Source organism: Pseudooceanicola profundus (assembly GCF_054919315.1).
Window position 1 is genome coordinate 3,326,394 of record NZ_CM142898.1, and the last position, 17,370, is coordinate 3,343,763.

Consider the following 17,370-nt stretch of genomic DNA (forward strand, 5'->3'; position numbering starts at 1 on the left):
GCCTTGATTGAAGAAATAAAGCTGCGCGGAAGGGGGTCCGCGCAGCAGTTGGGTCAAGAAACTGAGCTTCATCTGTCGAAGCCCAGCCTCTGGGGCTACAGGGCTCTGGCCCTTACGGGAGAGGTGGGATGCCGACTTCGCCTTAGGCCCTGAGCCCCCGGCCACCATCGGCTAAACCGTGGATGGCCGGAATTCCCAAGAATTAGGGGGGTGCCAAACGAGCTGGATTGATCCCGCGCTTTGGTCTCAGTGCTATCGATCTGCGCAATTAAAAGCGCTAGTCTGAGGCAGGCCGATTGGGAGCGTCAGGGAACAAGTACCTTCACGGTGAACCCAACAGTGTCCGCTGGCGCGACGCTGCTATCGTAGAAGTTATGCTCGTAGCTCAAGCCGAACTGAACCGGCGTGCCGTTCAGATAAGCCAGTTTGTTCAGCTGCACGCCTAACGGTAGGCTGACAAATTCCCCCGCGTCCCAGTCATAGGTGAAGGACATGTCGGAGGTGCCTACAGACCACCCGTCTTCAAGTGAAACATTGATGATCGGCTGAATTACCGACAGGTTCACGTGGTCACGCCCTGACGAACCGCCTACGTCGATCAGGTTCTGATTGAACGCCCCCCAAATCCCCCAACTTGCTTGGGCCATGAAGCCAGCGGCCGGGCCAACAGCCCAACGATCTGCGGTAACTGCATCGCTGCCGGTGGGGAGCATAGCGACGGCTCCAATCCCATAGCGGCCCCAACTGCGATCGAATGTTGTCAGGTTGAAGACGGTGATGTCAGAGAAGCCCTTTTTGCCAGACGGAGACTTGGTCAAGTAGGGTAGGGTTAGCCGGAAGATATTGCTGGTTGTCCCCAAAGTGTAAGGAATTGCCATCCGGAACTGGAGCGTGTTTCCTTCGACGTCGTTATTTCTGTGGTAGTTACCAGAATAAAAATCTTGAAGCAGATAGGCGGTGACAGATGCCGTTGGGTCGCTCGCCGCTTGCGATAGGTCTTGACTCGCACTTTGAGCAGAAGCCACGTGCGCAGTGGAAAGGAGTACAATGACAGGAAGTAGAGTGGCATGTCGCATGGTCTGGTTGCCCTTCCGATGGGAGCTTTAGTGCCCGAGCTCATTTTCGCACGAGTGCTCGTTAAAATGAATTCCAAACTGGTGAAAGTATTGGCTTCCGCCAACGATAGGTTGGGTTCTGCTCGCTGTGAAGTGCGCAACGCTGCAAGAGCGACATCGTCCAGTGCGCGCTCGAAGCCTTCTCAACTTGGCCAACTACCGGAAGGCACAGGAGTAAATGTCACTGGCGCGTGACATAATCAACGAGGCGAGCGCACATTGTTGAGCGATTGTAAGATCGCGCGAGTTCGCCTGTCGTCATCGACAGCGTCTGCTAAGGTGTATCGGTCTAACGCGTCGTAGAACGCAATATTTGCCTCGGCTAGCGCTCTCGGAAACATGCAGGCGCCGCTAATAGTGCACGCTGTGCAATCTATCAAATGCGGTTCGCCTTCCATGAGACGAACCATTGCGCCGACATGGATGTCCTCTGGTGGCGAGGCCAACTTTAAGCCTCCAGCGGAGCCTCTGGTGCTTTCAGCCAGACCGCCCGCAACGAGCTTTTGCACCACCTTCATGAGGTTGCTCTGCGACAGGGCGTGAGCCTCAGCGATTTCGGCTATTTTTACGAGGCGCCCGCGATTGACTGCGAGGTAGAGGCAAACTCTCAAGGCATAGTCGGAATACTTTGAAAGTCTCATTAGCTGACCGGCTGTGTGGGTGCGGGAACGTCGTACAAGCAAACCCCAAGTCGTAGTGCGGTTTCAATCAAAGATATTTCGTCGGCCTGCTTGGCTTCAAGCCGGCAGACCGGCCTGACGGTTGTTGTTGGCTACGGGCCGCTTTCTTGCATCCGCCTTAGTATGGCTGCATCGAGACGCTGGCCGGTGCGAAGTAGGAAGCCTGGCGTCGCGCGGCCGACGATCTGACGGCATCGGTTCGGTAGGTGCGGTGGATTCTACGAAGTGGATCCCGGTTCACTGAACCTGCGCGAACCGGGATATCTTTGATAGGCTGGGGAAACTGTCTTTTAAGAAGAGCGCCTTGGACCAAATATCAACAGGTTGGCCGCGCGGCGCTTTGTTTACACCGAAGATGTCGGGAGTTCGAGTCTCTCATCACCCACCAAAATCAATCACTTGGCGATTTCATCGTCGCCTTGTTTCCCAATTTCGGAAATCTGTTTCCCAAAGTCCGGCAGTAAGAGTACCGTTTCGCGGTTCATGTGCTCAACTTCTGCGCGCCTCGCATAGTGGCGCGACATGCGTTCAGAGAGTTGCCCGAGCATCGCCTGGACGCGTTGGATGCCGCCGAAGAGTTCGGGGTTCCGCGCGACCGTATTCGCGATCACTGTGGCGTTGGTCGTGCGCAGACCGTGGAATGTCGGCCTGAACTGGTCATCTGCCAGTTCTTCGAGCTTCGGCGGGCGAAGTTTGAGGCGGATGAGCTCTTTGGTCCAGGAAGCGCCGAAGCCCTCGCTCCAGGGTTTTCCCCGGCTGTTCGTGAGAAGGGGAAGCGCCGGTGCTACGATCTGTGCCTTGCGCCTGGCGGCGCGCTCCTCTTCGACGATTGCGAGAACCACGGGGTGCAGTGGCACCGTGATGTGGGTGCCTGTCTTCCCCTGCTGGATGCTCCACATGCCGTCCCTGATGAGCTATGGCTGAATTTGGGTGATACGGCCTGAGAAGGCGGCGTATCGTGGCGGGTGTCAAAGCCTGCCAGAACCTCCCGAAGGAGCGATACGCCTATGGAAGACGATACCACGATCACCCCGTTTCACCAGCCCGGATCGGTTATCGATCCACTCACCGAGATCGCGCGAGACGGCGCCCGCCAGATGCTTGCCGCGGCGCTGAAGGCAGAGGCTGCGAGCTTTGTCGCGCAGTTTGCTGAGGAGCGCCTGCCCGACGGCCGGCAGCGCGTCGTTCACCACGGAACCGGGCCGGAGCGGTCGATCCAGACCGGCATCGGCCCGATCCCCGTGCAGCGCCAGAAGATCCGCGACCGATCTGCCGATGTGCGGCCGGAGAGCAAGATCCGGTTCAGCTCACGCATCCTGCCGAAATGGGCGCGGCGCTCGCCCAGCCTCGATGCCTTGCTCCCGGTCCTCTACTTGCGGGGCGTCTCGACCGGGGACTTCCAGGAGGCCCTGAGCGCGCTGGTCGGGCCGGATGCGCCGAACCTGTCGCCGGGCGCGATCTCGCGTCTTACCAGCGAGTGGCAGGGCGAGCATGATCGCTGGCAACGTCGCGACCTCTCCGCGCGACGCTATGTCTACGTCTGGGCCGACGGTGTCTACCTCCAGGCCCGAATGGAGCCCCAGGCCGAGTGCATGCTGGTGATGATCGGGGCGACCCCCGAAGGTAAGAAGGAGTTGGTGGGCTTCCAGGTCGGGGTCCGCGAGAGCGCGCAGAGCTGGCGCGAACTGCTGGTGGACCTCCGGAGCCGCGGCCTCTCGGTGCCGCCGGACGCGGCGGTCGGTGACGGCGCGCTCGGGTTCTGGAAGGCGATGGAGGAGATCTTTCCCAGCACGCGCCATCAGCGGTGCTGGACCCACAAAGTGTCCAACGTCCTGAACAAGGTCCCGAAGTCGATGCACCCGGCGGTGAAAGCCGATCTGCGCGAGATCTGGCAGGCCGAGACCCGCGCCGTCGCCGAGACCGCCCTCGACACCTTCACCGAGAAGTATGGCGCCAAATACCACAAGGCCGTCACCTGCCTGGCCAAGGACCGGGAGGCGTTGCTGACGTTCTACGACTTCCCGGCCGATCACTGGGATCATCTGCGCACCTCGAACCCGATCGAGAGCGTGTTCGCCACCGTCCGGCATCGAACGGTCCGCACCAAGGGCGCCCTGTCTCAGAAGACCGCGAAACTCATGGTCTTCACGTTGGTTCAGGCCGCGGCCAGGAAATGGCGGAGGCTCAAGGGCGCCAACCAGTTGCCTCTCGTCGTCGAAGGCATCATCTTCAACGACGGTGTCGCCAGCCGCGATGCCGACAAAAGCCGCGCCGCTTGATCAGACCGCGTCACCCAGATTCCAGCATAGCTCGTCCCTGATTTGGTTCTCGCACATGCCGATCACATCGGATCGGCGCTGGCCGGTGTAGAGGGCCACCAGAGCGACTTTGACGATGTGCTTTCGGCCTGCCGAAATTAGGGTTTGCAGGTGCTCATCGGGCCAGGGCTCGTAGCTCTCTTCGCTTTGAACGCGCTCGATGCGCTGGCAGGGGTTGTCATCTGCGAAGCCCCTGGTGCGGCCCCAGCTGAACACGGCACTCATGTCGTCCAGGCGCCGATTTGCCGTGGCCGGCCGGTTGGCCAGGCTGTCGTAGACAGCCTGGACGTGGATCGGCCGGATCTGATCCGCATCGAAGGCGCCCCAGCGTTCGACCATCAGGTCGAGGGCGTAGTCGCGCAGGAGGCGGCTCGCCTTGGGTAGCTTGTGATACCTGACGCTGTCCTTGTGATCCCTCACCAGGCGTGTGATCGCCGTCAGGCTTTCGAATTCGCCAGGGACCGTGCCAAAAACCTCGTGATGCGCTTGGTTGTAAGCCCCGCGGTATTCGGGGTCGAAGGGGTGAGGTAGGGGGCGGCGGGTTTCCTCCCCGTGCTTGACCACGCGAAAGAAGAAGTACTCTCTTCCGCGCGCAACCTTGCGCTGCACATACCTCTCAAGGCGAATGTCACCGGCCACGGCTTGCCCTCAGAATCGGATCGCTTCCATCGGGTGAGTTTGCAGAGGTGTCGAGGAAGGTTTCAACCTCGGACCATTTCCAGCGGGTCGCACCACTCGGCATTTTGCGTGGCTTTGGTAGTTGGCCTTTTCTCGTCCACTCCCAGATCGTGCTTTCCGATACATCCATCAAAGCTGACAAGGTCTTTGCGCTCACATAGGCGAGCGGGCGAGCTTCCACCACCAACTCGGTAGGCGTTGTGTGGGTCATGCGGGCCATGGTCACGGGGTATCCTCCATGCGGTCGACGTTGCAGAGATGTATGGTGAAGGTGTTGACGGCCACCCACGGGTTCGCCTGCCAGCCGAAGCCTCGCTTGTCGTTGAGATCATCCCAGAGGCGATGGAACCAAGCAAGCGGGCACTGCCACCCCGCGTGGCCGATCATGTCTGTGGTGGCGGCGCTGGCTGCGCTCGCGGCGGCGAGGAGGCTGTCCCGGTGGCTTCCCATCAGCTCATCCCCAGCGCTTCTTTGTACATCTCGAGGATTGCTTCCTCTTCGGCGACGTCGTCCTTGTCGCGCTTGCGCAGGGCGATGACCTTCCGCATCACCTTGGTGTCGTAGCCGCGCCCCTTGGCCTCGGCCATGACCTCCTTCTGCTGCTCCGCGATGTCCTTCTTCTCGGTTTCGAGCCGTTCGAAACGCTCGATGAGCTGGCGCAGCTCGCCCGCGGTGACGCGGTATGCGGCGTCCTTCACCTCACGGTCGGCGTCGGTCTCTTTCATGGGCAGGCGGGGGCCGGTGGCCGCGTCATCGAGCATTCGCGGGGTCCTTTCTTGGATCAGGTGCAGACGTGCCCGATGCAGGCGGGGCAAACGGGGCCTTCGAGGCCAACGTTGATCAGGGAAACGATGGTCAGCACCTCGGACATCGTGGTGCCGCCGATGTGCAGGCTGCAGCCATTGCAGCGGGCCCAGGCGGTACTTGAGCGCTGGAAGGCGGCGCGGGATGCCGCGCAGGTGCCGCAATGAGCGGGGCGCAGAAGCTGACCATCGTGCGGCGACAGGCTGTTCCCCTCGGCCACCTCTGGCTCGAGATGCTGGTCTCGGACTGCGGTGCCGTCACCTGGCGCCTGCTGCCGCCCGACATGAAGGCGGACGCCCCTGCGCCGGCGGACCAGCCGGTGATCGCGAGCGGCTTCGTCGATGATGAGTTCCGCCGGGACGTCTGCGGCGCCTGCGAGGCGATCGACAAGCTATTCTCCGAGGTCTGCGCATGACCTCTCCCCATTTCCAGATCATCGAAGACGGCGAGCTGCCGGTCTATCCGCTACAGGAGGCGGACCGGCTCGACAGCCACTATTTCTATCCCTGGCATCACCGGCGCTGGCTCAACAGCGAGTTCTTCCTGATGGCCACGCACGAGTGTCAGGCGCTCTACCGCAACCTGATCGACATCTCGCATGAGCAGTCTCCGGTCGCCGGATTATGGCGGCATGGCGAACACCCCGGGTCAGGACTTCTACTCGGCCGTGTTCCCGGACCGCCAGGAAGACCGCTATGTCGACGTCGAGGCCATGATGCAGAACATGCAGATCTTCGGCGACCTCGCGGATTACATCGCGAGCAAGCTCTGGGAGCTCGCCTTTGATCCGGTGTGGGACGCGCTCGCGGCGGGTCTCAATGCGTTGCTCGGTGGCTTTGGCGCAAGCGCGGTGCCGGCAAGTGCCTCTGGTGGCGCGGTCGCGCGTGCAGATGGCGGGATGATCCCGGGGTTCGCCGATGGCGGGCGCCCAGGCGGCGCGATCCGCGGGGCCGGGGGCAAGCGGCAGGACAATATCCTGATGTGGGGCTCGGTCGGTGAGTTCATGCAGCCGGCGGCCGCGGTGGATTACTACGGCGTCGGCTTCATGGAGGCCATCCGGCAAAGGCGTCTTCCGCGATTTGCGGAGGGCGGGGTCCTGCCGCGTGGGTTTTCCGGGGGTGGCGGCGCCACGGCTGCCGCCATGCCTGGCCCGTCCATCGTCTACGCGCCCCAGAACGATTTCCGCGGCGTTGACCCGGCCGTGGTCGAGCGTCTTGAGGCGCAGCAGCGGCGCGACGCGGCCGAGTTCGAGGCGCGCGTGCATCGCGTTCTCCGCACCAGCCGCAACCGCATGACAGATAAGAATTGGAAGGGCTGAAAATGCCGGACCCCCGTGATCTCACGACCGCCACACGCTGGCGCAAGGCGCGTTTCTCGCTGCTGCATCGGCAGGAGCTGTCCCGTCAGGCCAGCGGTGTGATGCAGGGCAAGAGCCTCGGCGCAGCCCTCTGGCGCGCAGAGTTCGAAAGCGCGCGTTTGCCGCGTGTGGAGGCCGAGGCGCTCGAGGCTGATTTTGACACCCTGTCAGGGGTTGTGGGCAGCTTTCTCGCCCATACCGCAGAGCGTCCCCGTCCTGTCTCGATCGAGGGGGCGGCCAACGGTGTGTCCGTGGCCGGGATCGGCAGTACCGAGCCCACGTTGTCCTTGTCGGGTCTCGCGCCCGGCGCAGAGCTGTCACGGGGGGATTATCTCCTAGCGACGGCCCGCTGGGAGACCGCACACACCATGGAGCCGGTGCGCGAGGCCTATTACCTGGGCAGCCGCGCGGAGGCCTATCGCAAGACGCTGCGCTACTACCCCTGGTACGGGCGCGGCTTTGTCCAGCTGACCTGGCGGGAAAACTACGAGCGAGCGCAGAAGGAACTGGCGCGCGACCTGACCACGAATCCGGGCGTGGTGATGGAGCCGGACATCGCCGCAGAGATCCTCGTGCTCGGATGCATGGGCGGCTGGTTCACCGGGAAGAAGCTCATCGACTACGTGCGCGAGGGGAATATCGACTTCAAGGGCGCCCGCCGGGTCGTGAATGGCACCGACCGGGCTGCCGAGATCGCTGACCTCGCGGTGAAGTACCAGGCCGCGCTGGTGGCCGAGAAATGGGGGCAGGGGGTGCAAGTCAGCCCGCCCGCAGCCAACACCTCACGCAACCCTCTGGCGGCGCTCCTTGCGGCTCTGCTGCGCGCCATCGCCAACATCATCGGAAAGGGAAGGGCATGATCGAAATCATCCGCAAGCCGCAGGTGCAGGGTGCCCTGCGACACCTGCTGACGTCGCTTGGGCCACTGCTCGCCGCGCATGGCATCACGTCGGACGCCTATTGGCAGGCCGGCGTCGGCGCCTTCATGGCTGCGCTCGGCTTCTACCTCAGCGTCACGGCTCCGGAGAAGAAAGCGTGACCGTCCGGGTCCTGGCCGTCCTGTCGTCCGCGCTGACGATGGTTGCGATTCTGGCTTATGTGTACTGGCTTGGGGCGCAGAACGCGCGGCGGGCGGCCAAGGTCGAGGCCTTGGAGGACTTCATCACCACCACGGAAAGGATGAACGATGAGGACGCTGATCTGTCTGATGCTGATGCTGTCCGCCTCCGGCTGTGTGAAGCCGCAGGTCTCGATCCCTGCCCTGTGCTCGGGGACGGTGGATGATCGGCGCGATCATGCCCGTGCGCTGATCGAGGACGGAGGGCCGAGGTCTGCCGCCACGGGGGCGGCGCTGCTGGGGAAGCTGGTGCGGGGCTGTGATGAGTGAGGATCGCCCGCCCGGGAGGCGGAGGCGGGCCTTTGCGTGTCTGTTGGGCGGGGCGGTTTCGAGACTGGATGCTCAGGTCCACGACCAGCCCAGGACTGTCGGTCGTACCGGAAGCTGCATGCCGGTCCAGTATCGGCCTTAAGGGCGGGAAGCGGCCGTTCGCTGCGTATTGCACAAACGGCAGCGATGAAGATTAAAGCGGCACCTTCGGCCAACCGCATCTGTCGGACAACACTGCTGCACAACCGAATGGACCAACGGTAAGCCGAAACGAACTGCTGCCTTGGCCTGGAAGCACGAAGGATTGCATGGTGGGTCCATGCGGAAGAGGAAGTAGGGTTGCCGCTTCCCGGCGCTCATCCGCCCAGTTCAGCTGCTTACGTCGACCGTGACATCAAGACTGATGAAGTCGAGGTTCGTTCCCTTGAATGTACCTGACACGGGCGAAATCTGGTGAATGTTGCGGGCCACGGCCACCGGGATCAGGTTGGCCGAGCCGACCGATCTGTTGGTCGGATCGAAAGGAATCCATCCCGCGCCCGGCACGAAGACCTCTGTCCAGGCGTGGGTCGCCCCCGCATCCGTGGACCCGGCAAGATCGCCACCGGGGTTGAACAGGTAGCCCGACACCAGCCGAGCAGCAATGCCCAGCGTCCGGACCGCCTCGGCGAAAAGGACCGCAAAATCGCGGCACGTGCCCCAACCGCGGTCCAGCGTCTCGAGGGGGCCTTGCGTGCCTTCGGTTTCCCGGCCCTGATAGCGGATGTTGCGCGTGATCGTGTTGCTGATGTCCTTGAGCAGCGCGAGCGTGTCCGTCGGCGTTGCAGCGACGATTGACCTGACCCATGCGTTCAGGCGCTTTTTATCGTCCCGGTATTGCGGCGTGAGAAGGGCGCCGAGGTCTGTCAGCTCATCCGGGGTGTAACTGAAGGGGTAAGACGACGCTGCGGCCGAGATCGGGAAGACCGGCCAGACCGGCGCCCGCAGCTCGACCTCGATCCGTGCCGCGATCTCAAGCACCTGTGCAGGGGCCGCGAAGGCGACCGAGGCCACCGCATTGCCAGCGACGTCATGTGACCACTCGAGTGCCGGTTCAGGACGGATGTCGAGATCGAAGGACACAAGGCTGAGGTCGCGGGTTTCCCGAGGGCGCAGCATCAGCTTGTGCCGTCCAAGCGCTATGTCGCGCCGGAAGGTGTAGCGCGTCATGTGGTTGACTGTCAGTCGGGTCATCCGGCGCTAGACGGACCGGGTGCCGACGCGACGCCCGGACGAAACCGGTGTGCGGACATCGTTACGCCACGCCTTCGACCCCTTGCAGCGGACGCAGATCCGTTCGCCAAATCCTGCGCTTGGAAAGCTTGCCTGACAACACAGGCAGCGGCGCACAGCCGCGACGTCGGCACGGGCGGGCTTGATCGAGCCGTCCCAGGCGTCATGGATTGTTTTGGTCACGAGGGCTCCTCATTGGGTTTCATTGCGTGTCCTGCGTGGAATGTCCGGTGCGGTGCGCTTGGTGCGGCCAAGGTGGCTCAGGCCGCCAGCCTTTCTGGACGGGGTGGCGGATGGCGGGGGAATGGGACTCTTCCGATGATCTCCGCACCGTTCGGCAGGTCGATCCCGCGCTGGAGCTGCTCAAGGACTTGCTGCCGCCGCCAGCGATGCGCCCCGGCTCACCGCGCAGGCCGTTTCGGACGGGGCACTGTCAGACCGGTCCCCTGCTCAGCGCTCATTCTCCAATATGCGGGCGGGGGCTGCCGGGACGCGGGCCCGCATCAGGCTGGGCGACATGCTTTGAAGCCTGATAGCGGAACCCCGGTGCCGGCCCTGTCGGCGATGTGGATGTAGCCGTGTCGTACAGGCTCCGGACATCGGCGTCCGAAACGCCATCGGCCTTCATGACAAGCTGGATCATCGGATCTGCCAGCATCCGCTCGACAAACCTGTTGCAGGGGCGGGCGGCGCGTTCGCGCATGTGGAGGCTTGCCCGCAGCCAGCGCTCCATCGTCATGGCATCCACGGGACGGCTGCCACAGGTCGGCTTGGGGGCGTCTGGCGCCCCCTCTGTGCCGAGGCCAGAGGCGGCAGCCGGGATCTCGGGGCCGGCCTTGAGGGGTAGGATCGCGTCCAAGAGAAGGGTCATGACAGGACTCCTATAAAAAAGGGGATGGGACATTGCGGCTCCGGTCGCATCAGGACCGGTAGGTGGCATGTCCGGCCGGATCTTCGAGCTTTTGCGTCACCACCTCGAACGCCGACAACGTGCCGGGTCCGAAAATATGCGTGAGCGGCACGTCCGCCGCATCGCGGCCTCGCGCCACGAGGATGCGCCCGGTGCGCCGGGTGTTGTTGCGTGGATCGAAGGTCCACCACTGGCCATCGAGGAAGACCTCCATCCAGGCAGCGAAATCATCGGGCGGGTGAGGCAGGGGCCGTCCGATTTCGCTCAGGTAACCCGTGCAGTAGCGCGCCGGGATGTTCATGCAGCGGCAGAAGGCAATCCCGAGATGGGTGAAATCGCGGCAGACACCATAGCCGCCCGTCAGCGTTTGCGCCGCGGTGCGGGTGGCATCGGCCTTCATGTAGTCGAAGGTGATCTGTTCATGTACGTAATCGCAAATGGCCTGAACGCGTGGCCAGCCGGGCGCGGTATCCTCGAACAGTGCCCAAGCCTGCTCTGACAGCAGGTCAGTGTCGCAGTAGCGGCTTCCCAGAAGATAGATGAGCGTGTCGAACGGCAGGTCCTCCACGGCAAGCTGTTTCGCCTCTGGCGCTTCGGCATCAGGCAAACCGTTGTCGCGGAAGATGCCATCCGTGCTCAGTGTGAAGTCCCCTGCCGGTGCGACCATGCGGGTGCACCAGTTGCCAAAACCGTCGCGGTAGCTTTCGATGGGAACGCTTGGCTCCGTGACGAGGTAATCAGCACGTTCGAGGTCTCCGAAACGCGAATAGTGGACGTTCAGAATGGCGATGATCGGCGTCGGCTGCGTCAGTCTGTGGGTGATATGGCAACCGATATGCATCCTCAGCCCCGACGACGGGCTTTCGGCCTGCAGCCAACGTGGGTCATCTCTCATGGGTGGTCCTGCCTGACGCATCAGCGGTCATGTCAAGGCGCCAACGGGATCCGGAGCGGATCCGATGCGCGGTTTCGGGCGAAGTGGTGGTATGGCCTGAAGGCGATCGGGCCACGTAGCTGCGTCTGCGGCCCCTGTCCGGGCCGTGCCCTGCCACATACACCGGCACGCGGAGCGCCGTTTGTGGCGCGGTCGGAATGCCCGGCAGCGTTGCCAGCGCGACGGCGCGACAGCAGGTGTCGAAGATCAGGCGCAGGATATGCGGTTTCATCCTTCATCGACCTCGCGTGCAGCCGGGGCTTCAAGATCGAGTTCTGCGAGGCAGGCCCGAGCGATGTTGCGGTCAGGTTCTTCCGCCCCGGGCACCGTGGCCCACCCGGCCTCCATCAGCGCATCCCGCTGACGGTAGCGCGTGGCGTCGCGGATGGTTTCGATCTTTGATCGACGCATCGGATCGGAGCGGGCCAGATCGAGGCAAACCGGCACCATCGCGGCGGTCACAGTCTCTTGCGCCAAGGTGTCAGCTTGTTCTCGGGCGGTTCCGCCGGTCACCCAGCCACCCCACGAGAATCCCACGATTGTAATGACCACGGCACCGATCATGGTGCCGACGAGGCCGGGCTTGAGCCAGTCGGGAGCAGTCATAGGGTGTCCTCCAGCGGAGAAAGCGCCGCGTCGCTCTGTTAGGCTTGTCAGATTGTTCTCAGCGACATTCGACACGCTACGGCTCCGGTCGTCCTTAGTGGCGCCGGGAGCGGTTGAGTAGCGTACGTCGTTGGCAGACAAACCATCTTCATACATGTCGATGTCACGAAAGAAATGCCGCGCATGTCGCGGCGGGGCGACTTGGGCCTAGGTTGAATATAGGGTGGTCTGCGTGACAATACAATCACCCGAAGGAAATTCGGCCATACCATTCAGCGGACCAGTTCCCGTTTGGTTCGCTTCCTATGCGCAACGGCGCAGCGGTTCGACGATCAAACCTAGCTGCGACGACGTGGCTCCAACTGGCAGGTTTGGCAGAGGAGCGGCCATCCGCTGCGCTTGGCCCGAACGTCGGCTCTGGGCCGGAAACCTGGATGAGCGGAGGGTCACTTTGGCGGACCTTCTTGCCAGGCAAGGACAGCAATCTGCCTCAGTCGGGTGACATCCTGTCCGGGGCTCGCGGACCGTGCCCTGCCAGCACCGCAAAGTCATGCGGGATTGCCAAGTTAAGGCTCTGCCCTCATGGTTGTTTCAGAACAGGCTGCCGTGGCGGCTGATTTTCGATGACCTTCCAAATTTGCCTACTCAATTTTATTTTCGGAGCCTTCCATGTCGACCACCGTTATCCCCTCGGACCTCAGCGAATACTTTCGAAATGGAGGAAATATCGTATCGGGCATTGAGGAGTGGGACACGTCTCATGTCGTCACAATGGATAGGACGTTCTACAGGGCTTCCAGCTTCAATCTCGATATCGGAGGGTGGGCAACCGGCAATGTGACCTCGATGCAGGGAATGTTCGCCGAGGCCCGTGTTTTTGATCAGGACATCGGGGCGTGGGACACCAGCTCTGTTACCGACATGGGGGGCATGTTCACGGGAGCGGAGGCTTTCGATCATGATATCGGCGGTTGGGATACCAGTAATGTGACTGATACGGGCGGGATGTTCTCCGGGGCTACGTCGTTCAACCACGATATCGGCGGCTGGGACATCAGCCAAGTCGATAACCTGAGCGGGATGTTCGCCGGGGCTACGTCGTTCAACCATGATATCGGCGGTTGGGACATCGGCCAGGTCTATAACCTCGGGTTCATGTTCTCGTATGCGACCAGCTTCAATCAGGACATCGGTGCGTGGGACACCAGCTCTGTTAGCATCATGCGTAACATGTTCAGGAACGCGGAGGCTTTCGATCAGGATATCGGCGGCTGGGACATCAGCCAGGTTAATGACCTAAGGGAAGTGTTCTGGGGCGCGACCAGCTTCAATCAGGATATCGGCGGTTGGGATACCAGCAATGTAACTGATACGTCCCGGATGTTCGCGAGGGCAACGTCGTTCAACCAGGACATCGGCGGCTGGGACATCAGCCAGGTTGATGACCTAAAGGAAATGTTCTGGGGTGCGACCAGCTTCAATCAGGACATCGGTGCGTGGGACACAAGCTCTGTTACCGACATGGGACAAATGTTCAGCGAAGCGGAGGCTTTCGACCATGATATCGGCAGCTGGGATACCAGTTCATTGCGCAACCTGAGCGGGATGTTCTGGGGTGCCACGGCATTTGACCAGGACCTCGGCGCTTGGGATATCTCTTTCCTTCGAGATGCAACAAACGCCTTCGACAACTCCGGCATGAGTACCGAGAATTTCGATGCGACGCTGTCTGGATGGGCGCACCTCGATGCGGACGAAACCGCCATTCCGCAGAGGCTGCTCTTGGGCGCTATCGGGGTTGGATATTCGAACAGTGAGGCCTTCCACACACTGACAGATGTCTATCACTGGGACATTGAGGGGGCGATTTTCGAAGGGGAGGTGAATGAGGTCATCGACCATTCCGACATTTCGACCCGTGTCCAGTCCCACGGCGCGGATGGGGACGATCATATCCTCGGTGGCACGTTCAACGATCAACTCTGGGGTGATGCCGGTGCGGACACGGTTGAGGGGGGACTGGGGTCCGACACCATGCACGGTGGGGATGGCGACGATCACCTCTACGGTGCACGGATGGGGCAGGACCTGAGCGCGGACCTGGCCGACTGGATCTTTGCCGGCGCGGGCGACGATTACGTAAGTGGCGGGTATGGCAACGATCACCTGCGCGGCGAAGAGGGCAACGATACCCTCGAGGGGGGTATCGGCGCGGATACCCTGATCGGGGGAACCGGTGACGATATCCTGACGGGCGGATCCTGGAGTGACGCGCTCTTCGGTGGTGATGGGTTCGACTTCCTCAACGGCGGTTTCGGGTCGGACCGTCTGAACGGCGGGGCAGAGGCGGACCGGTTCTTCCACCTTGGTGCGGCTGGACACGGCTCGGACTGGGTGCAGGACTACGCCGCGACCGAGGGCGATGTCCTGTTCTTTGGTGGTGGCGCTGCAACGGCCGTCGATTTCCTCGTGCAGCAGGCGAACACGGCGCATGCAGGGGATGCCGGCGTCGACGAGCTCTTCGTGACCTATCTGCCGACAGGTGACCTTCTCTGGGCACTGGTGGACGGCGCGGCGCAGCAGCAGATCATTGTGCAGGCGGGTGGCGAAAGCTTTGATATTCTGTAATCCGCGGGCCTGGCCGGTGTCGTTGATCTCGACGTCGGTCAGGTTTTCGTGGGTGAAGGGGTGAAGCGTCGTTGGGCTGGTCGATGGGACCTGTGGTGAAGCCAAGACTTGCGCACCGGCCCCGGGCCTTTGTCTTCGAAGCAGGACCTGGACCCGTATCGAAGCTCTCATCGACGGCAGCGCCGCGCCAGCCGACTGGACCGTCCTGCGCGCTGGCTACACCGTGGGCGGGGTCAGCTTTCACCCCCGTAAACATCCCGGCGATCTTTACTGGCTCTGGGCGGTCTGGACGCACCCGGCATTGGACGGCTACGCCGCGACGCTGGAGGTGGGATCGAAGAAGGTAAGGCGCCGCTCGACATACGGTCTGACGGCGGCGGCACCGCGGGTGAGGTAGGCGCTGAGCCATTCAGCTTAAGATTGCTAAATTGAGTTTCCCAGATTCACGCTTCGTTTCGGTTTTGTCCGCAATGTTCTGCGTTTGGGTTGGGAAGCGGTAGTGCTTTCTTATCAAGCGGTTGGCTATGCTGTTTACTCGTTTACACCGAAGATGTCGGGAGTTCGAGTCTCTCATCACCCACCATCCCCCCGTCCTATCCGACGCCTGGTCGACCGCAGGCCACTGTCGACAGCAGACCATTCTCGCGTCCTACTGCGGGCGTTACGCCGGAAACCTCCGTTCCCGGCGCCGTGTCGCTCAGGTGTCGCTCTTCTTGTTTTTCTCCGCCGCGGCTTTCATCCGTGCGAGGAGTTCCGCCTTCGCGGGCTGCTGACCGTAGGGATTCCGGTCCGTGCCCTTCTCGTTGTGTTCGCGGTGCCGCGGCTGGTTCTTGCCCAGCCGGGGTGCGCCTGATTTCCCGTAGTCCATTCGCCCAGACCTTTCGTGGTTGCTGTTCTGTCATGCCCGAAGTGATGGTCCCGCCACAAGGGCGGACATGCGCGGGGATCGGCGGTGGGGCGGAGCGCCCGCTGCCGGGCCGCTGCCGGCGTCGTGCGGGGCCGGGGACGTGCCGGGCTGGGGCGGAGGCGCGCTCATCCGTGCCCGGCAAGCGGGGGCGGGTCGATGCCGCCACCCGGTACCGGGAGGCCGCGGCCCTCAGCCGGCCAGCGGCCGGTCGAGGATGAAGGAGAGCTGTGCCGTCACCTGACCCTCGCCCATCGCCGTGCCGTCCACCACCGCTGTTCCGAGGGCGGCGGCGCGGCGGGTCAGCACCGTCTGGCCGACGGGGCCGACGATGTCGCAGACAAAGGCGGCGGCCCGCAACTCCGCATCGGTGAAGGGCAGGGCGTCGTCGTCCTTCAGCCCCAGCGTGGTGGCGTTGACCTGCACCTCGGCCGCACTGCCGGGGGCCAGCAGGGCGACCTGCGGCCAGTGGGTGACCAGCAACTCCGTCACCGCATCGAGCCGCGCGGGATCGCTCTCCTCCAGCACCAGCGCCGTGACGCCCGCCTCGCAGAAGGCATCCGCGATGGCCAGGCCCGCGCCGCCACCGGCGCCCACGATCCGCACGCTGCGGCCCGCAAGGTCATGGCCCGCCGCGGTGATCGCCGCGCAGAGGGCGAGCCCGTCGGTGGCATCGCCCGCCAGACGGCCATCGGCCGCGCGGCGCACCGTGTTCAGCGCGCCCAGCCGTTCGGCCCGGTCGGTGCGGCTGTCGACCTCGTCGAAGGCGGGCTGCTTGTGCGGGAAGGTGATCGAACAGCCCAACATCGTCTCGGAGGTCCGCAGCAGCGTCCAGAAGGCGGGCAGTGCCTCGGGCGTCACGTCGAGGGCCGTCATCACGGCGTCGACTCGCTCCCTCGCCAGCCGGTCATTGATCGCGGGCGGCGAGACGACCTTCCATGCCGGGTGCCCTATGATCGGGATATATTTCGTTTTTCCAGTAACTTGCATGGCGTTCCTCCCCCTTGCTGCAGGGCAGCGTATTTCACCGGTTGACAGGATTGTGTCGCATGTTCCAAAAATATCCAACATTTTCAAGAACCGGGTATGAAATGATCTTCGGCCGACAAACATCCGATGACGACACGATCGTGCAGATGCTTGCCTCCGCGCTGAAGCGGGACATTGCCTTCGGCCGTCTGCGCCCGGACGAGAAGCTCAAGATCGAAGCCCTGCGCCAGCGCTACGGCGGCTCGGGCCATTCCATGCGCGAGACGCTGCGGATGCTGGTGGCGGAGGGCGTGGTGGAGGCCACGAACCAACGCGGCTTCCGGGTGACCTCGGCCACCGCCGATGACCTGAAGGACATCCTGCTGATGCGGATCGAGGTCGAGCGCCTCGCCTTCGCCCGCTCGCTGGAGCAGGGCGGTGTGGACTGGGAAGCGGCGGTGATCGCGGCCGGCCACATGCTCGCCCGTGCCGATGCGGTGGTGCAGGAGACCCCCGACGACACCACCGCACTGCAATGGGACGAGGCCTGCCGTGCCTTTACGGCGGCGCTGCTCTCGGCCTGCGGCTCGCCCCGCCTGATCGAGACGGCGGACAGGTTCTACAATCAGTCGCGCCGGTTCCGGCTGGCGCTGCTGCGCGAGGGGCGGGTCGATTTTCCCGCCCGTGCCGCCCGGCAGGAGGCTCTTCTGGATGCGATTATCCAGCGTAAAAGAGACCTTGCCCTTGCCCTGCAGGAGGAGGACATAAGGGCGGACCTTACCTGACTTCAGATTTTTACTGGGAGGAG

The 17,370-nt window shown here is 62.9% G+C and carries 21 protein-coding genes; 8 read left to right on the plus strand and 13 right to left on the minus strand.

The window, feature by feature from the left end:
* Nucleotides 1-305: 305 nt before the first annotated feature.
* The 3 genes from ACX9MO_RS15310 to ACX9MO_RS15320 all read right to left on the minus strand — a co-directional run bounded on the left by ACX9MO_RS15310 (nucleotide 306) and on the right by ACX9MO_RS15320 (nucleotide 2,694).
* A complete protein-coding gene (locus tag ACX9MO_RS15310; protein ID WP_462212464.1) occupies nucleotides 306-1,025 on the minus strand; it encodes a hypothetical protein in 720 nt (239 codons plus the stop codon).
* 290 nt (nucleotides 1,026-1,315) lie between these two features.
* A complete protein-coding gene (locus ACX9MO_RS15315; protein ID WP_462212465.1) occupies nucleotides 1,316-1,756 on the minus strand; it encodes an RrF2 family transcriptional regulator in 441 nt (146 codons plus the stop codon).
* A 434-nt stretch (nucleotides 1,757-2,190) separates the two neighbouring features.
* A complete protein-coding gene (locus ACX9MO_RS15320; RefSeq protein WP_462212466.1) occupies nucleotides 2,191-2,694 on the minus strand; it encodes a site-specific integrase in 504 nt (167 codons plus the stop codon).
* Nucleotides 2,695-2,802: 108 nt separating this feature from the next.
* Between ACX9MO_RS15320 and ACX9MO_RS15325 the strand changes: the two genes are divergently transcribed.
* On the plus strand, nucleotides 2,803-4,074 hold the full coding sequence (locus tag ACX9MO_RS15325; RefSeq protein ID WP_224896128.1) for an IS256 family transposase: 1,272 nt from the start codon (nucleotides 2,803-2,805) through the stop codon (nucleotides 4,072-4,074).
* On the opposite strand, the gene ACX9MO_RS15330 is transcribed toward ACX9MO_RS15325, so the two are convergent.
* From ACX9MO_RS15330 to ACX9MO_RS15345, 4 genes are read right to left on the minus strand one after another with little or no spacing between them, the layout of a single operon-like run.
* Nucleotides 4,075-4,752, minus strand: coding sequence for a hypothetical protein (locus ACX9MO_RS15330; RefSeq protein ID WP_462212467.1), 678 nt, complete (start codon nucleotides 4,750-4,752; stop codon nucleotides 4,075-4,077). It abuts the gene before it with no gap.
* Nucleotides 4,742-5,011 carry a helix-turn-helix transcriptional regulator gene (locus ACX9MO_RS15335; protein ID WP_462212468.1) on the minus strand — a complete coding sequence of 90 codons (270 nt, stop codon included), beginning with the start codon at nucleotides 5,009-5,011 and terminating at the stop codon, nucleotides 4,742-4,744. The genes ACX9MO_RS15330 and ACX9MO_RS15335 overlap by 11 nt, the downstream gene beginning before the upstream one ends.
* A gap of 2 nt (nucleotides 5,012-5,013) precedes the next feature.
* A complete protein-coding gene (locus ACX9MO_RS15340; protein WP_462212469.1) occupies nucleotides 5,014-5,241 on the minus strand; it encodes a hypothetical protein in 228 nt (75 codons plus the stop codon).
* Entirely contained in the window at nucleotides 5,241-5,516 is a 276-nt protein-coding gene (locus ACX9MO_RS15345; RefSeq protein WP_462214462.1) for a DUF2312 domain-containing protein, read from the minus strand. Before ACX9MO_RS15345 ends, ACX9MO_RS15340 begins: the two co-directional genes overlap by 1 nt.
* 242 nt (nucleotides 5,517-5,758) lie before the next feature.
* Between ACX9MO_RS15345 and ACX9MO_RS15350 the strand changes: the two genes are divergently transcribed.
* The 5 genes from ACX9MO_RS15350 (at nucleotide 5,759) to ACX9MO_RS15370 (ending at nucleotide 8,339) form a co-directional block, all read left to right on the plus strand.
* Nucleotides 5,759-6,010 carry a hypothetical protein gene (locus ACX9MO_RS15350; RefSeq protein ID WP_462212470.1) on the plus strand — a complete coding sequence of 84 codons (252 nt, stop codon included), beginning with the start codon at nucleotides 5,759-5,761 and terminating at the stop codon, nucleotides 6,008-6,010.
* Between the two features lie 216 nt (nucleotides 6,011-6,226).
* A complete protein-coding gene (locus ACX9MO_RS15355; RefSeq protein ID WP_462212471.1) occupies nucleotides 6,227-6,913 on the plus strand; it encodes a hypothetical protein in 687 nt (228 codons plus the stop codon).
* The gene (locus ACX9MO_RS15360; RefSeq protein ID WP_462212472.1) at nucleotides 6,901-7,812 is read left to right on the plus strand and encodes a hypothetical protein; all 912 of its coding nucleotides are present in this window, start codon (nucleotides 6,901-6,903) and stop codon (nucleotides 7,810-7,812) included. Before ACX9MO_RS15355 ends, ACX9MO_RS15360 begins: the two co-directional genes overlap by 13 nt.
* The gene (locus ACX9MO_RS15365) at nucleotides 7,809-7,991 is read left to right on the plus strand and encodes a Pam3-gp28 family putative phage holin (RefSeq protein WP_462212473.1); all 183 of its coding nucleotides are present in this window, start codon (nucleotides 7,809-7,811) and stop codon (nucleotides 7,989-7,991) included. The genes ACX9MO_RS15360 and ACX9MO_RS15365 overlap by 4 nt, the downstream gene beginning before the upstream one ends.
* Nucleotides 7,992-8,138: 147 nt before the next feature.
* Nucleotides 8,139-8,339 carry a hypothetical protein gene (locus ACX9MO_RS15370; protein ID WP_462212474.1) on the plus strand — a complete coding sequence of 67 codons (201 nt, stop codon included), beginning with the start codon at nucleotides 8,139-8,141 and terminating at the stop codon, nucleotides 8,337-8,339.
* Nucleotides 8,340-8,708: 369 nt separating this feature from the next.
* Here the strand turns inward: ACX9MO_RS15370 and ACX9MO_RS15375 are convergent, their stop codons facing one another.
* From ACX9MO_RS15375 to ACX9MO_RS15390, 4 genes are all read right to left on the minus strand, one after another.
* Nucleotides 8,709-9,548, minus strand: a complete 840-nt coding sequence (locus tag ACX9MO_RS15375) for a transglutaminase family protein (protein ID WP_462212475.1) — start codon at nucleotides 9,546-9,548, stop codon at nucleotides 8,709-8,711.
* A 520-nt stretch (nucleotides 9,549-10,068) separates the two neighbouring features.
* A complete protein-coding gene (locus tag ACX9MO_RS15380) occupies nucleotides 10,069-10,482 on the minus strand; it encodes a hypothetical protein (RefSeq protein WP_462212476.1) in 414 nt (137 codons plus the stop codon).
* Nucleotides 10,483-10,531: 49 nt separating this feature from the next.
* The gene (locus ACX9MO_RS15385; RefSeq protein WP_462212477.1) at nucleotides 10,532-11,416 is read right to left on the minus strand and encodes a transglutaminase-like domain-containing protein; all 885 of its coding nucleotides are present in this window, start codon (nucleotides 11,414-11,416) and stop codon (nucleotides 10,532-10,534) included.
* A gap of 267 nt (nucleotides 11,417-11,683) precedes the next feature.
* The gene (locus ACX9MO_RS15390) at nucleotides 11,684-12,061 is read right to left on the minus strand and encodes a hypothetical protein (RefSeq protein WP_462212478.1); all 378 of its coding nucleotides are present in this window, start codon (nucleotides 12,059-12,061) and stop codon (nucleotides 11,684-11,686) included.
* A gap of 669 nt (nucleotides 12,062-12,730) precedes the next feature.
* Here ACX9MO_RS15390 and ACX9MO_RS15395 point away from each other — a divergent pair.
* Nucleotides 12,731-14,689, plus strand: coding sequence for a BspA family leucine-rich repeat surface protein (locus ACX9MO_RS15395; RefSeq protein ID WP_462212479.1), 1,959 nt, complete (start codon nucleotides 12,731-12,733; stop codon nucleotides 14,687-14,689).
* A 697-nt stretch (nucleotides 14,690-15,386) separates the two neighbouring features.
* Here the strand turns inward: ACX9MO_RS15395 and ACX9MO_RS15400 are convergent.
* Both ACX9MO_RS15400 and ACX9MO_RS15405 read right to left on the minus strand, forming a co-directional pair.
* Complete coding sequence (locus ACX9MO_RS15400) at nucleotides 15,387-15,557, minus strand: hypothetical protein (RefSeq protein ID WP_222489498.1); 171 nt, start codon at nucleotides 15,555-15,557, stop codon at nucleotides 15,387-15,389.
* A 228-nt stretch (nucleotides 15,558-15,785) separates the two neighbouring features.
* A complete protein-coding gene (locus ACX9MO_RS15405; protein WP_462212480.1) occupies nucleotides 15,786-16,706 on the minus strand; it encodes a shikimate dehydrogenase family protein in 921 nt (306 codons plus the stop codon).
* Here ACX9MO_RS15405 and ACX9MO_RS15410 point away from each other — a divergent pair.
* Entirely contained in the window at nucleotides 16,685-17,347 is a 663-nt protein-coding gene (locus ACX9MO_RS15410) for a GntR family transcriptional regulator (protein ID WP_222489500.1), read from the plus strand. The genes ACX9MO_RS15405 and ACX9MO_RS15410 overlap by 22 nt on opposite strands.
* The last annotated feature ends 23 nt before the right edge of the window (nucleotides 17,348-17,370 follow it).

Coding starts and splice junctions, on each gene's coding strand:
- ACX9MO_RS15315 (WP_462212465.1), bottom strand. CDS start 1,756: ATGAGACTTTCAAAGTATTCCGACTATGCCTTGAGAGTTTGCCTCTAC.
- ACX9MO_RS15320 (WP_462212466.1), bottom strand. CDS start 2,694: ATGTGGAGCATCCAGCAGGGGAAGACAGGCACCCACATCACGGTGCCA.
- ACX9MO_RS15325 (WP_224896128.1), top strand. CDS start 2,803: ATGGAAGACGATACCACGATCACCCCGTTTCACCAGCCCGGATCGGTT.
- ACX9MO_RS15335 (WP_462212468.1), bottom strand. CDS start 5,011: ATGGCCCGCATGACCCACACAACGCCTACCGAGTTGGTGGTGGAAGCT.
- ACX9MO_RS15340 (WP_462212469.1), bottom strand. CDS start 5,241: ATGGGAAGCCACCGGGACAGCCTCCTCGCCGCCGCGAGCGCAGCCAGC.
- ACX9MO_RS15345 (WP_462214462.1), bottom strand. CDS start 5,516: ATGAAAGAGACCGACGCCGACCGTGAGGTGAAGGACGCCGCATACCGC.
- ACX9MO_RS15350 (WP_462212470.1), top strand. CDS start 5,759: ATGAGCGGGGCGCAGAAGCTGACCATCGTGCGGCGACAGGCTGTTCCC.
- ACX9MO_RS15355 (WP_462212471.1), top strand. CDS start 6,227: ATGGCGAACACCCCGGGTCAGGACTTCTACTCGGCCGTGTTCCCGGAC.
- ACX9MO_RS15365 (WP_462212473.1), top strand. CDS start 7,809: ATGATCGAAATCATCCGCAAGCCGCAGGTGCAGGGTGCCCTGCGACAC.
- ACX9MO_RS15370 (WP_462212474.1), top strand. CDS start 8,139: ATGAGGACGCTGATCTGTCTGATGCTGATGCTGTCCGCCTCCGGCTGT.
- ACX9MO_RS15375 (WP_462212475.1), bottom strand. CDS start 9,548: ATGACGCGCTACACCTTCCGGCGCGACATAGCGCTTGGACGGCACAAG.
- ACX9MO_RS15380 (WP_462212476.1), bottom strand. CDS start 10,482: ATGACCCTTCTCTTGGACGCGATCCTACCCCTCAAGGCCGGCCCCGAG.
- ACX9MO_RS15385 (WP_462212477.1), bottom strand. CDS start 11,416: ATGAGAGATGACCCACGTTGGCTGCAGGCCGAAAGCCCGTCGTCGGGG.
- ACX9MO_RS15390 (WP_462212478.1), bottom strand. CDS start 12,061: ATGACTGCTCCCGACTGGCTCAAGCCCGGCCTCGTCGGCACCATGATC.
- ACX9MO_RS15395 (WP_462212479.1), top strand. CDS start 12,731: ATGTCGACCACCGTTATCCCCTCGGACCTCAGCGAATACTTTCGAAAT.
- ACX9MO_RS15400 (WP_222489498.1), bottom strand. CDS start 15,557: ATGGACTACGGGAAATCAGGCGCACCCCGGCTGGGCAAGAACCAGCCG.
- ACX9MO_RS15410 (WP_222489500.1), top strand. CDS start 16,685: ATGATCTTCGGCCGACAAACATCCGATGACGACACGATCGTGCAGATG.
- ACX9MO_RS15405 (WP_462212480.1), bottom strand. CDS start 16,706: ATGTTTGTCGGCCGAAGATCATTTCATACCCGGTTCTTGAAAATGTTG.